Here is a 15685-nt window from a genome sequence, read left to right as displayed (position 1 = left end):
TAACCTAAACATCCCCCAACACTTTCACCAACACCTCCCAATAAGTCTTAACCGCTTCAATATTTACTTTTTCATCCGGTGAATGAGCATTGCGGATGGTAGGGCCTAAAGACACCATATCAATATGCGGATAATGCTCTTTGAGTAAGCCACATTCCAAGCCGGCGTGGATCACTTTAATTTCAGGGTCTTTGCCTAATACGTCGGCATAATGTTTTTTCGTTAGGTTGAGAATGGCGGAGTCATTCACCGGTTTCCAGCCCGGGTAAGGGGCGGAGAATTCGGTTTTCGCACCGGCTAAGGTGGCAACGGAGCTTAATAGTTCGGTTACATAGGACTTACCGCTTTCAATTAGTGAACGCACTAAAATCGTGCCTTTTACTTTATCACCTTCGGTTTTCAACACACCGATACTGAGCGAGCTTTCCACTACATTTTTAATCACATCACTGTTACGAATCACACCGTTTGGTAGGGCATTGAGCAAGTGAATGGCGGTTTTTGTGCTTTGTGCAGTAAATACGGTTTCGGCTTTGGCAGTCGGTTCAACAAAGAGGGTTAAATTCGGTTCGGCAATCGCTAATTCTTCTTTTAGTAAAACGTCAAGATTTCTGACCGCACTTTCAAGGGCATTAAGATCACCATTGAATGTCAGTACAGCCGCAGCTTCACGAGGAATCGCATTACGAATTGAGCCGCCACGGATTTCCGCTAAGGCAAAGTGCGGTTGATTTTGCGAAAGTTTTGCCAACACACGGGCAAGCAACTTAATTGCATTCACTCTGCCGGTGTGAATATCACAACCGGAATGCCCGCCACGCAAGCCCTTTAAGGTGAGTTGAAGGCAATGCTCGAAAGCATTATTTTCTCGTTCTATCGGTAATTCCAAATTGGCATTAATGCCGCCGGCACAACCGATATAAATTTCACCGATTTCCTCCGTATCCGTATTAATGAGTATTTCGGATTGCAACCAATTACGGCGAAGATTTAATGCGCCGTCCATACCGGTTTCTTCCGTCATTGTGAGCAACACTTCAAGAGGCGGATGTGCCACATCATCACTTTCTAACACCGCAAGGGCAGAGGCTAAACCAATTCCGTTGTCCGCTCCCAATGTGGTGCCTTGTGCTTTCACCCAATCGCCGTCAATGTATGGACGAATTGGATCTTGGGTGAAATCGTGTGGATTGCCTTCATTGGCTTGCGGCACCATATCCAAATGAGCTTGCAATGCCACCGGCGTGCGGTTTTCCATTCCGGCGGTTGCAGGCTTGCGAATTAACACGTTACCCGCCTCGTCACGTTCCACAAAAAATTGTTTTTCTTTTGCCCACTTGACAATGAAATTTGCCAATTCGTCCTCATGATGGGAAGGGTGAGGGATAGCACAAATTTGATCAAACCATTTCCATAATAATTGTGGTTGTAGGGTGGTAATTTCAGACATATTCTTTCCTTTTTGCGAAAAATTTCACGAAATAATAGCATAAAACCCCGTTTCAGGTTATCCTTACGCAATTTTTATTTATCGATATTAAGGTGTAATTATGAGCGAAAAATATGTGGTGACTTGGGATATGTTCCAAATGCACGCCCGCAAATTATCAGAACGTTTACTTCCGGCTTCCCAATGGAAAGGCATTATTGCGGTGAGCCGTGGCGGTTTATTTCCGGCTGCGGTATTAGCGCGTGAATTAAGCATTCGCCACGTAGAAACCGTTTGTATCGCCAGTTATCACGATCACACAAGCCAAGGGGAACTCCAAGTTTTACACGCGGCGGAAGTACCAAACGGTGGGGAAGGCTTTATCGTTGTTGATGATTTGGTCGATACCGGCAACACCGCTCGTGCAATTCGTGAAATGTATCCTAATGCAAAATTTGTCACCGTTTTCGCCAAACCGGCAGGGGCAAAATTAGTGGACGATTATATCATCGACATTCCGCAAAACACATGGATTGAACAACCTTGGGATTTAGGTTTAGCGTTTGTTCCTCCTCTTGCGAGAAAATAAGACTTTTAAAATAAGAGTGCGGTCGAAAATCCTTAAGATTTTACGACCGCTTTTCATTATAGGTTTTAATTTGAAAAGAATAGACAGAATTTCGTCTAACTCATTTCTTACCTTGCATTAATATTTCAAGACTTCACTCTCTTTTGGCACAGCAACTTTGCTCAAATTGTTTTCCTTCACGAATTTTCGCATTTCATCGGATGTCACCGAAGCGTGATTGACCGCATCCATATGGACGGTAATAATATCGGCTTTTGGCGCAACCTGACGGGCTTTCGCCACATCGGCTTTCCCCATAATAATACTATCTGAATTACCTTCCATTTGTGCATAACCCGTATTCATAACAATTACTTCGGGTTTATAACGGTTGAGTGCAAAATCCACTTCTTCATTCCAAATGGTATCGCCTACGATATACAGTGTTTTTTCTCCGTCCGCTTGCATTACTACGCCCATTGCTTCACCTAAAATTTCAGCAAATTGTGGGTTAGAGTACATTTGATCCGTACCGTGTTGTCCGCCGGTCTTGCTTAATTTTACTTGGTTAAATTCTGTATTTTTACCCACGACTCTAACATCTTTAAAGCCTTGTGAACGGATAATTTGTGCATCACCGGCATTTTGTACAAAAATCGGTAAGGTTTTCGGTAACATTTTTTGTGCATATTCGTCCCAATGATCAGCGTGGGTATGTGTCACAATCACTGCATCAACACCTTCTAGTACTTTCTCAACCGGTTCTGCCATATCAATCAACGGATTACGTTTTTGACTATTAATCGAGCCTTCAAAGCCTGCATAAGTGCCTTTAGGGGCAAGATAGGGATCGACTAAAAACGTGCTACCTGCCATTTCAATTTTGGCGGTCGCATTACGGATATGCTGATAGCTGATTTCGGCATGAGCTGTTGTCGCTAAGGTTGCTGCCATGAGTGTTAATAAGATAGGTTTTAATTTCATTTTGTTTCCTCTTTTAAAAATAAGATAAATTAAACCGCTTGTGTGCGGTGTGATTATTATGAAAGAGAGATAAAATAAAAAATATTGACTTATTATTCAAATATCGAAAAAATTGGGTCAAATTTGTTCGCATGAGAAAAAAATGCCTATTCCAACTGTTGCACTTGTACTTTATCCCCAATTTAACCCTTTTCAGTTTTCTGTGCCTTATATGGTTTTTTCAACAGAAATTGAGGACAAACCCTTATTTAATGTCAAGATTGTGGCGGAAAATCCAAGGGTAGCACAGTCCTATCCTGCTACCATTGTAGCTGATGGCGATTTGGGTTTGTTAGCTCAAGCTGATTTTATTGTGATACCGGGTTGGGATAATGTTGATCAACCTCCCTCCGAGGCTTTAATACTGGCATTACAACAAGCGGCACAACGTGGAGCGATGATTGTGGGGCTGTGTTATGGGGCATATTCACTGGCTTATGCCGGATTGCTGAATGGTAAAAAGGCCACGACACATTGGTTAGGTGAAACGGATTTTAAACAACGTTTTCCCCAAGTAAAATTGGATTGCAATGCAATTTATATTGAAGATGAAAATATTATTACTTCCGCAGGAACATCAGCAGGGCTGGATTGTTGTCTTGCGATTGTTCGCCGGCAATATGGTGTAAAAATTGCTAATCAACTGGCTCGTTTATTGGTGATACCTCCTCATCGGGAAGGGGGACAAGCGCAATTTATTGAACAACCCATTGCTCGTAAAACCGCTAATAAGAATATCAATGAATGGCTAGATATTATACGAACTAATCTAACAGGAAATTATTCGATTGATGAGTTAGCCAAACAATTAATGATGAGCCGCAGCACATTCACTCGTCATTTTCGTCAAGCAACGGGAATGGCATTCACCGAATGGTTGATTGAGGTACGGCTACAAAAAGGGCGGGAATTATTAGAAAGCACCAAATTAACGATTGACGAAATTGCCCACCAAATTGGCTTCCATTCCACAACGGCATTCCGCCAACACTTTAAAGCCAAACATCATATCAGCCCAAAACAATGGCAAAAGCGGTTTTCTATGTAAATAAAATAGATTAGATTAGCTTGCTTGCTCAAAGTGCGGTTGTTTTTTGACGAAATTTACAATCGCGCTTTTAGCAAAAATCCTATTTCTCATCAGCATAATTATTTTTTTATTATTTTTTTGCGTGCGACACAACCTGTCACGACAACCTATTACATAGCCGTTATACTTGGTTTTGCTTATTACAGCATAATCTATTTATTAAGGAGGAATTATGTTAGGCGCAATTGTTGGTGATGTTGTGGGTTCTCGTTTTGAGTTTAGAAATTACCGAGCAACAGATTTTGAATTGATTACGTCAAGAAGTGAATTTACGATGACACGATATGTACGGTTGCCGTGGCGGATTGGGTTCAGCAGGGTTGCCAAGATAATTTGGTAGAAATTATGCGTCATTGGTGTCAGAAATACCCTTATGCTGGCTATGGTGGAATGTTTGATAAATGGATCAGTAAAAAAGTTAATCCACAACCTTACAACAGTTGGGGAAATGGTTCGGCAATGCGGGTATCGCCGGTGGGTTGGGCATTTGATACAATCGAAGAAACCCTTGAATATGCTAAACGTTCGGCTGAAATCACACATAATCATCCCGAAGGCATTAAAGGAGCACAAGCTACTGCAGCGGCGATTTTTTTAGCCCGTACAACGAAAGATAAAGGCAAAATCAAACGCTATATTGAAGAAACTTTTGGTTACGATTTATCACAGACGTGTGATGAAATCCGTCCGACATATAAGTTTAACGAAAGCTGTCAAGGTACTGTTCCCCAAGCGATAGTCGCATTTTTAGAAAGCGAAAACTTTGAACATGCCATTCGTCTTGCCGTTTCGCTCGGGGGCGACAGCGACACCCTTGCTGCGATTACGGGGAGCATTGCCGAAGCATTCTATGGTGAAATCCCCAATGAAATTATCAAACAGATCCTGCCTAAGCTGCCACGAGAGTTTTTGGCTATTCTAGCCAGATCCCATTTGGAAGAATGATGAGCCAAGACAAATAACCATATTGGTAAAAGTGCGGTTGTTTTTTTATGAAATTGGCAACCGCTGTTTTGGCGGAATATATCATATTTATCAGGAGTAATTTATGTTAGGTGCGATTGTTGGCGATGTTGTAGGTTCGCGTTTTGAGTTCAATAACTACCGTGCAACAGATTTTAAATTGATTGTTCCTCAATGTCGTTTTACCGATGATACTGTTTGTACTATTGCGGTGGCAGATTGGTTGAATCAGGGGGCAAAAGAGAATCTTGTTGAAATTATGCGTTACTGGGGACTTCGTTATTACAATGCCGGTTATGGCGGAATGTTTTATCGTTAGTTAAATCCGGCTATTGAACCTGAGCCATATAACAGTTGGGGAAACGGATCGGCAATGCGTGTATCGCCGGTGGGTTGGGTATTTGATACTCTTGAAGAAACCCTTGAATATGCTAAATGTTCGGCTGAAATCACACATAATCATCCTGAGGGCATTAAAGGGGCACAGGCTACCGCAACGGCAATTTTTTTAGCCCGAACCACAAAAGATAAAACAAAAATCAAAGCCTATATTGAAGAGACCTTTGGGTATAATTTATCACAAACCTGCGATGAGATTCGCCCTGAGTATAAGTTTGATGTGAGCTGTCAGGGATCTGTTCCACAGGCGATAGTCGCATTTTTAGAAAGTGAAAACTTTGAACATGCCATTCGTCTTGCCGTTTCTCTTGGAGGTGACAGTGATACCATTGCGGCGATTACCGGATCCATTTCGGAAGCTTTCTATGGTGAGATTCCATCTGAGATTGTCTCTCAAGTCATTCCCAAATTGCCTCAAGAATTTTTAACCATATTGGAACAACACAAAATGTTGCGTAAGTCACGATAAGCTAAAACAGGGTTGAATGAGTGTTGATCATTCAGCCCTTTATTTTCCCTTCATCTTAAATTTCCGTATAATACACGCCCGTAAAAAACATTCAAATCAACCGCACTTTCAAGGATTTTCAATGACACAACCCCGTTTCGTTCATCTCCGTACACACAGTGATTTCTCCATGATTGATGGGATTGCCAAGGTGAAACCTTTAGTCAAAACCTGTGCAGCGAATAATATGGTGGCGATGGCGCTGACGGATTTCACCAATTTTTGCGGTGTCGTGCGTTTTTATGGGGAAACATTGTCTGCCGGTATTAAACCTATTATCGGGGCGGATGTACGGGTACGCAGTGAGCTATGTGGCGATGAATTATTTGAGCTGACCTTGTTGGCGAAAAATAATACGGGCTATAAAAATATCACATTGCTCTTGTCGAAGGCTTACCAACGGGGCTACGACGATTTGCCTTATATCGATCAAGATTGGTTGGTCGAACACCGTGAGGGCGTGATTATTTTATCCGGTGGGACAAAAGGTGACGTGGGTAAAAAATTATTGAAAGAAAATGCTTCGGAAACACAAAGTGCGGTCGATTTCTACCAAGAATTTTTTCCGGATCATTTTTATCTGTCATTAACCCGAACCGGCAAGCCTGATGAAGAACGTTATATCAAAGCCGCCTGTGCCTTAGCTGAAGCTCAAAATCTCCCTCTTGTGGCGACCAATGATGTAGTCTTTTTAAAACCTGATGATGCGGAAGCCCATGAAATTCGCGTAGCGATTCATGATGGCTATACTTTAGATGACCCTAAACGCCCTAAACTTTACACGGCACAGCAGTATTTCCGCACGGAAGAAGAAATGTGTGCCTTATTTGCCGATATTCCTTCCGCCCTTGAAAATACCTTATTAATCGCACAGCGTTGTAGCGTTACTTTACGCCTTGGGCAATATTTCTTACCGCAATTCCCAACAGGGGAACTGAGTACGGAAGACTATTTGGTGATGAAATCAAAAGAGGGGTTGGAAGAACGCTTGGCGTTTTTATTTCCCGATGAAAAAGTGCGGTTGGAAAAACGTGCGGAATATGATGAACGCTTGCAAGTTGAACTCGACGTCATTAACCAAATGGGCTTCCCTGGTTATTTCTTGATCGTGATGGAATTTATCCAATGGTCGAAAGATAATGATATTCCCGTGGGGCCGGGACGGGGTTCAGGTGCAGGCTCATTGGTGGCGTATGCGTTAAAAATTACCGATCTCGATCCCTTAGAATTTGATTTGCTTTTTGAACGTTTCTTAAACCCTGAACGTGTGTCTATGCCTGATTTTGACGTAGATTTCTGTATGGACGGGCGAGATCGCGTGATTGAGCATGTGGCGGAAACCTATGGGCGTGGTGCGGTATCGCAAATTATCACCTTCGGTACCATGGCGGCGAAAGCGGTAATCCGTGATGTGGGTAGGGTATTAGGTCATCCCTATGGTTTTGTGGATCGCATCTCTAAATTGATTCCTCTCGATCCGGGTATGACCCTTGCCAAAGCCTTTGAAGTTGAGCCTCAATTACAAGCTGCTTATGACAGCGATGAGGAAGTGCAAGCCCTGATCGATATGGCACGCAAGCTGGAAGGAATCACCCGAAATGCCGGTAAGCACGCCGGTGGTGTGGTGATTTCACCGTCACTCATCACGGATTTCTCACCACTTTATTGCGACAGTGAAGGGCTTCATCCCGTTACTCATTTCGATAAAAATGATGTGGAATATGCCGGTTTAGTCAAATTTGACTTCTTGGGGTTACGCACCCTGACCATCATCAAATGGGCATTGGATATGGTCAATGCCCGTATGGTTCGGGAAGGGAAACCTATGGTAGATATTGCCTCTATTCCCTTGGATGATCCGGAATCTTTTGAATTGCTCAAACGTGCCGAAACCACCGCTGTGTTCCAGTTGGAATCACGGGGTATGAAAGATTTGATTAAACGTCTCCAACCGGACTGTTTTGAAGATATTATTGCTTTGGTGGCACTGTTTCGTCCCGGCCCGCTACAATCGGGCATGGTGGATAACTTTATCGACCGTAAACACGGTCGTGAAGAGGTTTCGTATCCCGATGTGAATTATCAGCACGAAAGCCTGAAACCGATTTTAGAACCGACTTACGGCATTATTTTATATCAAGAACAAGTGATGCAAATTGCACAGGTTTTAGCCGGTTATACATTGGGCGGTGCGGATTTATTACGCCGTGCAATGGGTAAGAAAAAACCGGAAGAAATGGCGAAACAACGCTCTGTGTTTGAAGCGGGCGCGATCAAAAACGGGGTTGACGGTGAACTTGCTATGAAGATTTTCGACTTGGTGGAAAAATTTGCCGGTTATGGTTTTAATAAATCCCACTCGGCAGCCTATGCCTTGGTTTCTTATCAAACCCTTTGGTTGAAAACCCATTTCCCTGCGGAATTTATGGCAGCGGTGATGACATCGGAAATGGACAATACCGATAAAATTGTCGGCTTATATGATGAATGTTTGCGAATGGGATTAAAAGTCACCCCACCGGATATTAATGTGGGCAAACATCATTTCAGCGTGAATGAAAACGGTGAAATTGTGTATGGTATCGGGGCGATTAAAGGTGTGGGTGAAGGGCCGATTGAGGCATTAATTACGGCACGCAATGCAGGGGGATTTTTTAAAGATTTATTTGATTTATGCGCCCGTGTTGATTTGAAAAAAATCAATAGACGTACTTTTGAAAGCCTGATTATGTCTGGTGCATTTGATAAATTAGGGCCGCATCGTGCGGCGCTTTCTAAAAATTTGGAAGACGCATTAAAAGCCTCCGATCAACACGCTAAAGACGAAGCTATGGGGCAATCGGATATGTTCGGGGTACTGACCGAAACCTATGAAGAAGTGGAAAACGCCTATGCCAATACGCCGCCTTACACGGAAAAACAAATTCTGGACGGCGAGCGTGAAACCCTAGGGCTTTACTTAACCAGTCATCCGGTTAGCCGTTATCTGAAAGAACTTTCCCATTACAGTTCAACACGCTTAAAGGAACTCACACCAAACCGCCGTGGGCAAATCAGTACGGCGGCAGGCTTAATTGTGTCATCACGCATAGCGATTACCAAAAAGGGGAATAGACTAGGCATTGCGACATTAGATGATCGCTCAGGTCGCTTGGATATCACCTTGTTTGGTGAAAGTTTAGAGCAATTTGGTGAAAAATTGCAAAAAGATACGGTAGTCGTGGTATCGGGACAAGTGAGTTTTGATGATTTTTCCGGTGGTTTAAAAATGACCGTACGGGATATGATGACGTTAGATGAAGCCCGTTCCCGTTATGCCAAATCCCTTGCTATTAGCTTGTCGGATGAGCAAATCACGCCAATGTTTATTAAGCAGCTAAAACAAATGCTTGAACCGGTGAGTGGCGGAACCTTACCGATTAATGTGTATTATCAAAGTCCAAAAGGCAGAGCGCTGCTACGTCTTGGCGTTCAGTGGTCGATTACCCCTACCGATGAAATTTTGACAGAATTAGCCAATATGCTGGGCGAAAGTGCGGTTGAATTGGAATTTGGATAATAGTGTTTTACCAATCACCCAAATTAAGGACAGGAATACCTTCCTGTGCTACAATTGCGCAACGAATTGCAACTTAAAAAAATAAGAGAAATTATGACCGCACTTAATGTATTAATTTATCCTGACGAACATTTAAAAGTTGTTTGTGAGCCTGTTTCTGAAGTTAATGACGACATTCGCAAAGTTATAGACGATATGTTCGATACCATGTATCAAGAACAGGGCATTGGTTTAGCCGCACCACAGGTTGATATTTTACAACGTATCATCACCATTGATATTGAAGGCGATAAACAAAACCAACTGGTATTAATTAATCCGGAAATTTTGGCATCAGAAGGCGAAACCGGTATTGAAGAAGGCTGTTTATCCATTCCGGGCGTGCGGGCACTGGTGCCTCGGAAAGAAAAAGTGACCGTAAAGGCGCTGGATCGCAATGGGCAAGAATTTACCCTAAATGCAGACGGTTTACTTGCTATTTGTATTCAGCATGAAATTGATCACCTCAACGGTATTTTATTTGTGGATTATCTTTCACCGCTCAAACGCCAGCGTATTAAAGAAAAGTTAGTCAAATACAAAAAACAAATGGCAAAACAATAACCGATATTATGTAGCCAATGTACCAAGGGATTTCAACGAAACGTAGGGACACACTGCGTGTGTCCGCTTATCATATATATTGAAAGTTGATTTTATAACGGAGACACGCAGTGTGTTCCCACAGTTCTCCTCCTTGTGCAACAGCGATATAATCACGAAAAGTGCGGTTAATTTTGACCGCATTTTATTTTCTCTTCCGTACTATCGGGAACATTATTCAACATAACGCAGAACATGATGAAACCACTTAATATTATCTTCGCAGGTACGCCTGATTTCGCGGCACAGCATTTACAAGCCTTAATAAATTCTCAACATAATGTGATCGCAGTTTATACCCAACCCGATAAACCGGCGGGACGTGGTAAAAAATTACAGGCCAGCTCAGTAAAACAGCTTGCCGAACAACATCATATTCCTGTTTATCAACCTAAATCCTTACGCAATGCTGAGGCACAAGTAGAATTACAAGCCCTGAACGCCGATGTGATGGTGGTGGTGGCTTATGGCTTAATTCTCCCCAAAGCGGTTCTAGACGCGCCACGTTTGGGCTGTTTGAACGTACATGGTTCTATTTTGCCCCGTTGGCGTGGTGCCGCACCGATTCAGCGTGCGATTTGGGCGGGTGATGTTCAAACCGGCGTGACCATTATGCAAATGGATGAAGGTTTGGATACCGGTGATATGTTGCACAAAGTGTATTGTGATATTTTGCCAACCGAAACCTCAGCAAGTCTTTATGATAAATTGGCTGAATTAGCACCACCGGCACTCATTGAGGTGCTTGATCAGCTCGAGACCGAAAAATTTATTGCCGAGAAACAAGATAACAGCCAAAGCAACTATGCGGATAAACTTTCTAAAGAAGAAGCTAAACTGGATTGGTCACTTTCTGCTGCACAACTTGAACGGAATATTCGGGCATTTAACCCTTGGCCGATGGCGTATTTCAGCACGGAAGATAAAGCAGGACGTCCACAAACTTTGAAAGTGTATCAGGCGGAAGTGCTACCTCATCAAGATAAACCGGTGGGGATGATTCTGTGTGCGGATAAAACCGGTATTCAAATTGCCACGGCTGAAGGTGTGCTGAATATTCTGCAATTGCAACCGGCAGGTAAAAAGCCGATGTCGGCACAGGATTTGTTAAACGGACGAGCAGATTGGTTTCCTGTTGGTAAGGTGCTAGCTTAATGAAAAATGAACGCTCACAGCAAAAAGCGGCAAGAAATAAACCAACGAAAAAAATGACCGCACTTTCCACTAGAGCGGTGGCAGCACGGGTCATTTTACAAGTGCTTGATGAGGGAAAATCTCTTTCAAGCTTAATTCCCGATGTGCAACCTATGCTGAAAACACAAGACTTACCCTTACTCCAAGAAATTTGTTTCGGTGTATGTCGTGTGCTGCCTCGTTTGGAGCAGATTATCCAATGTCTTGTGGATAAACCGCTAAAAGGCAAAACTCGGGTTGTACATTGTTTATTACTTGTTGGGCTGTATCAGTTGCTTTATATGCGAGTCCCGACCCACGCCGCCGTGGATGAAGTGGTAAATGCAACAAAAACCTTGAAATCAGACAGTTTCCGTGGGTTAGTCAATGGCGTGCTACGCCGTTTTTTGCGTGAAAAAGAAAGTATTTTGGCGCAAGTGGATAAACATTGGCAGACCTTACATCCCGAATGGTTTGTCAACAAGTTGAAAAAAGCTTATCCGAATTGGCGTGACATCATTAATGCGAATAATCAAAAACCGCCGATGTGGCTGCGGGTTAATGCACAAAAAAATAGCGTAGAACGCTACCGGACTTTATTGGCGGAGTCGGGCATTTTGGCAGAAATCAGCTCTCACCCTCAGGCATTACGCCTGGCTTCACCAATGGCGGTACAAAAATTACCTCATTTTTCGGAAGGGGCGGTAACGGTACAGGATTTGAGTGCTCAATGGGCAGCAACGTTGCTTGAACCTCAAAATGGTGAATGGATTTTAGATGCCTGTGCTGCGCCTGGTGGAAAAACTACCCATATTTTGGAACTCGCTCCGCAAGCGAATGTGATTGCATTAGATGTGGAATCCCATCGTTTGAAACGGGTGACGGAAAATCTGGCACGTTTGAATCAGCAAGCAAGGGTAGTTTGCGGTGATGCGACTAAACCGGAACAATGGCTGGCGGAAATCGGACAAAGTGCGGTGAAATTTGACCGTATTTTACTCGATGCGCCTTGTTCCGCCACCGGTGTGATTCGCCGTCACCCTGATATTAAATGGCTACGCCAAGAAACGGACATTAAACAACTTACAGCATTACAAAAAAGTATTTTGAAAGCCCTTTGGGAAAAATTGAAACCAAATGGCATTTTATTATATGCCACCTGCTCCGTTTTACCGGAAGAAAATAATGAACAAATCCGTGCGTTCTTATCGGAGCAACCGGATGCTGAATTATTGTCGCTCCCTTTTGAAGATAATGTGAGTGATAATAAAAGTGCGGTCGGTTTTCAGTTTATTCCGCAAGACAATGGCGGAGACGGATTTTATTATGCCAAGTTACGTAAGCGTGCCTAACGTAAAAGAAAGGAGGTCATCATGTTTCCTAACATTGATGTGATCATTCCTTGTTATAACGCAGAAACAACATTAACACGGGCGGTGGAATCTGTTTTAAATCAACCCTGTTTAGGCAAAATTTGGTTGGTGGATGATGCGTCTACCGACAGTACTTTGACACTGGCGAATCAGTTTTCCACTCAGTATCCGGAACGGATTTTTGTGGAGTCAATGAGTAAAAACGGTGGTGTCGCAAAGGCTAGAAATTGGGGTGCGTTACAGTCCGCGAATGAACTGATCGCTTTTTTAGATGCGGACGATGCCTATGAGCAAGGCGCATTAGAAGTGGCAGCGGCAACCTTCCATTTTCAACCGGACACCTCTGTGGTACGTTTAGCTTTAAAACCCATAGGATTAGCGAGCCATTATGCGGAACACCCTAATTTTGATTTTGCTTGGCAGCATATGAGAATGAGATGCGGTGGCAATGTAGTCTTTCGCCGTGCTTTTTTCTTGGCTTGCGGCGGATTTCCGCAGCATGCGTTATTCCGAGAATTAGGCGGTGAAGATGGGGCATTGGGTATTGCAACCACAAAAATTGCGAAAGTGGCAACCCTATTTGATGAGGCGGGCGTGTTACATTATTGCCGTGACGGTATGCACGCAGAGCGATTATTAGATTCAATTTTATTCCAAAAATCACCTGAAGGGGTAACAGAAGAAAAGATGGGTCAGGCAAATGCAGTAACCGATGAAATTTGTCGCCAAGTGAATGCGTTAAAGTGCGGTCTAAATTCAGCGCAAATTGGTATTCGTTCTCTTATTTTAACAAGGAGTGACGCGTGAAAATTATGATTCTTGGTGCCGGACAAGTCGGTACAACATTGGCAGAGAATCTTGTCAGCGAGGATAATGATATTACCTTAGTGGACAATGAATCACCACAGCTTCAGGCTTTGCAGGAGAAGCATGATTTAAGTGTGGTTCAGGGTTCACCTTCTTCTCCAAAAGTGTTACGTGATGCCGGTGCGGCGGATGCGGACTTAATGGTGGCGGTGACCTCATCAGATGAAATCAATATGGTGGCGTGCCAAATGGGATATACATTATTTAACACGCCAACACGTATTGCACGTATTCGGAATTCAGAGTATTTGCGTGAAAAAGATAAATTGTTTAATGATGAAAACATTCCTATCAATCATCTTATTTCACCGGAAAATTTAGTGACGGATGAAATCACTCGTCTCATCACTTATCCCGGTGCATTACAAGTAGCACATTTTGCTAAAAATCGTATCAGTGTAGTGGTGGTAAACGCTTATTATGGTGGGGCATTAGTAGGACATGCTTTGTCAGCGTTTAAGGAACATATGCCACATATTGAATGCTGTATTGTGTCTATTTTGCGTAATGACAAAACGATTCGCCCACAAGGTTCCACGATCATCGAAGCGGGTGATGAAATCACCTTTATTTGTGCGACAGAGCATATTAAAGCGGTAATTAGCGAGTTGCAACGTCTTGAAAAGTCCTATAAAAGAATCATGATTGTTGGGGGGGGGAATATTGCGTCAGGCGTGGCAAAGCAATTGGAAGATCATTGCATTGTAAAATTAATTGAGCGAAATGCAGAGCGGGCGCAGATTTTAGCAGAAAAATTAGCAAAAACGTTGGTTTTTCATGGTGATGCATCAGACCAAAATTTATTATTTGAAGAACATATTGAAAACATAGATGTATTTCTTTCTTTGAGCAGTGATGATGAAGCTAATATTATGTCTGCATTATTAGCAAAACGCTCAGGGGCAAAGAAAGCCATGGTTCTGATTCAACGTATGGCATATATCAACCTTATTCAAGGTGGGACAATCGATATTGCCGTTTCACCACAGCAAGCCACGATTTCTGCTCTATTAGGCTATGTGAGAAAAGGCGATGTAAAAAATGTGGCGAGTTTACATCATGGGACTGCCGAGGCGATTGAAATTGTTGCGCATGGTGATTTGAATTCTTCTCATATTATTGGCAGAAAAATTCGCGATATTCGTTTACCGACAGGTTGTATTATTGGTGCAATTTTGCGTCATAATGACGTTATTATTGGACATAAAAATATTGAAATTCAGGATGGCGATCATGTTGTCGTATATTTAAGTGACAAAAAAGCTGTTTCTGAAATTGAGAAATTGTTCCAACCGAGCGTATTCTTTATTTAAAAGGTTTACATTTTAGATAGCTCATATAGAATACGAACCCCATTTATTAATTTAACAAAAGGAAAATTTATGAGCTTTATAAAGGAATTTCGCGAATTCGCGATGCGTGGTAATGTTGTTGATATGGCTGTGGGGGTCATTATTGGCGGGGCATTTGGTAAAATTGTTAGTTCACTTGTTAGTGATGTTGTGATGCCTGTATTAGGGGTATTAACCGGTGGGGTAGATTTCAAAGATTTGAAATTTATTTTAGAGCCAGCAAATGGTGACATTCCTGCTGTAACATTAAATTATGGTATGTTCATTCAAAATGTCTTCGATTTCGTTATCATTGCCTTTGCCATCTTCTTAATGGTGAAAGCTATTAATAAATTGAAGAAACCTGTTGAAAAAGCGGCAGCAGAGCCATCGAATGAAGAGAAGTTACTTACTGAGATTCGTGATTTATTGAAAAAGTAATTCCTATTTATTCTAAGTAAAAAAAGTTGGTATAAATGAATTATGCCAACTTTTTTATTTTTTATAATCTTACATTATTTTACTCCTGTATAAGAAAATAATCGTTGTTATTTTTTACCAGATTTAGAAGGAAAATAAGTGTATTGATATTTATGAGTAAGGGAATTTATTTCAGCCGCGAGGGATATTTTGTTGGATTTTTAGTAAGTGATATACTTTTTCAGTAATAAAAAAGTGCGGTTTGAACCGCACTTTTGGAGAAATATAAATATGATATTTCGGTATTATTTGATGATCTTAGCAACAACACCCGCACCAA

General features: G+C 42.3%; 14 protein-coding genes. 12 read left to right on the top strand and 2 right to left on the bottom strand.

What is annotated here, in order from left to right; all coding sequences use genetic code 11:
• Nucleotides 1-4: 4 nt before the first annotated feature.
• Nucleotides 5-1450, bottom strand: a complete 1446-nt coding sequence (locus tag BKK54_RS02570; RefSeq protein WP_077541233.1) for an aminoacyl-histidine dipeptidase — start codon at nucleotides 1448-1450, stop codon at nucleotides 5-7.
• A gap of 100 nt (nucleotides 1451-1550) precedes the next feature.
• Here BKK54_RS02570 and gpt point away from each other — a divergent pair, with 100 nt between their 5' ends.
• Nucleotides 1551-2018, top strand: a complete 468-nt coding sequence (gpt, locus tag BKK54_RS02565) for a xanthine phosphoribosyltransferase (protein ID WP_059368639.1) — start codon at nucleotides 1551-1553, stop codon at nucleotides 2016-2018.
• A gap of 117 nt (nucleotides 2019-2135) precedes the next feature.
• Here the strand turns inward: gpt and BKK54_RS02560 are convergent, their stop codons facing one another.
• Nucleotides 2136-2981, bottom strand: a complete 846-nt coding sequence (locus BKK54_RS02560) for an MBL fold metallo-hydrolase (protein WP_077541231.1) — start codon at nucleotides 2979-2981, stop codon at nucleotides 2136-2138.
• Nucleotides 2982-3123: 142 nt separating this feature from the next.
• Here BKK54_RS02560 and BKK54_RS02555 point away from each other — a divergent pair, with 142 nt between their 5' ends.
• The 11 genes from BKK54_RS02555 (at nucleotide 3124) to mscL (ending at nucleotide 15366) form a co-directional block, all read left to right on the top strand.
• A complete protein-coding gene (locus BKK54_RS02555; RefSeq protein WP_077541229.1) occupies nucleotides 3124-4068 on the top strand; it encodes a GlxA family transcriptional regulator in 945 nt (314 codons plus the stop codon).
• Nucleotides 4069-4407: 339 nt separating this feature from the next.
• Nucleotides 4408-5055, top strand: a complete 648-nt coding sequence (locus BKK54_RS02550) for an ADP-ribosylglycohydrolase family protein (protein WP_208605810.1) — start codon at nucleotides 4408-4410, stop codon at nucleotides 5053-5055.
• 103 nt (nucleotides 5056-5158) lie between these two features.
• The gene (locus BKK54_RS11895; RefSeq protein ID WP_208605809.1) at nucleotides 5159-5392 is read left to right on the top strand and encodes a hypothetical protein; all 234 of its coding nucleotides are present in this window, start codon (nucleotides 5159-5161) and stop codon (nucleotides 5390-5392) included.
• A gap of 12 nt (nucleotides 5393-5404) precedes the next feature.
• Nucleotides 5405-5941, top strand: a complete 537-nt coding sequence (locus BKK54_RS11890) for an ADP-ribosylglycohydrolase family protein (RefSeq protein WP_279626079.1) — start codon at nucleotides 5405-5407, stop codon at nucleotides 5939-5941.
• Nucleotides 5942-6062: 121 nt separating this feature from the next.
• Complete coding sequence (dnaE, locus tag BKK54_RS02540) at nucleotides 6063-9539, top strand: DNA polymerase III subunit alpha (RefSeq protein ID WP_077541227.1); 3477 nt, start codon at nucleotides 6063-6065, stop codon at nucleotides 9537-9539.
• 93 nt (nucleotides 9540-9632) lie between these two features.
• Nucleotides 9633-10142, top strand: a complete 510-nt coding sequence (gene def, locus BKK54_RS02535) for a peptide deformylase (RefSeq protein WP_077541225.1) — start codon at nucleotides 9633-9635, stop codon at nucleotides 10140-10142.
• A gap of 237 nt (nucleotides 10143-10379) precedes the next feature.
• Nucleotides 10380-11336 (top strand): methionyl-tRNA formyltransferase, encoded by a 957-nt coding sequence (gene fmt, locus BKK54_RS02530; protein WP_077541223.1) that lies wholly within the window; start codon nucleotides 10380-10382, stop codon nucleotides 11334-11336.
• Nucleotides 11336-12706, top strand: coding sequence for a 16S rRNA (cytosine(967)-C(5))-methyltransferase RsmB (rsmB, locus tag BKK54_RS02525; protein WP_077541221.1), 1371 nt, complete (start codon nucleotides 11336-11338; stop codon nucleotides 12704-12706). The genes fmt and rsmB overlap by 1 nt, the downstream gene beginning before the upstream one ends.
• A gap of 21 nt (nucleotides 12707-12727) precedes the next feature.
• The gene (locus tag BKK54_RS02520; RefSeq protein ID WP_077541219.1) at nucleotides 12728-13534 is read left to right on the top strand and encodes a glycosyltransferase; all 807 of its coding nucleotides are present in this window, start codon (nucleotides 12728-12730) and stop codon (nucleotides 13532-13534) included.
• Nucleotides 13531-14907, top strand: coding sequence for a Trk system potassium transporter TrkA (gene trkA, locus BKK54_RS02515; protein WP_077541217.1), 1377 nt, complete (start codon nucleotides 13531-13533; stop codon nucleotides 14905-14907). The genes BKK54_RS02520 and trkA overlap by 4 nt, the downstream gene beginning before the upstream one ends.
• Nucleotides 14908-14976: 69 nt before the next feature.
• The gene (gene mscL / locus BKK54_RS02510) at nucleotides 14977-15366 is read left to right on the top strand and encodes a large-conductance mechanosensitive channel protein MscL (RefSeq protein WP_077541214.1); all 390 of its coding nucleotides are present in this window, start codon (nucleotides 14977-14979) and stop codon (nucleotides 15364-15366) included.
• Nucleotides 15367-15685: the final 319 nt, after the last annotated feature.

Source organism: Rodentibacter genomosp. 1, assembly GCF_001999285.1.
Taxonomy (GTDB): domain Bacteria; phylum Pseudomonadota; class Gammaproteobacteria; order Enterobacterales; family Pasteurellaceae; genus Rodentibacter.
This window is presented reverse-complemented; position numbering and strand designations above follow the sequence as displayed.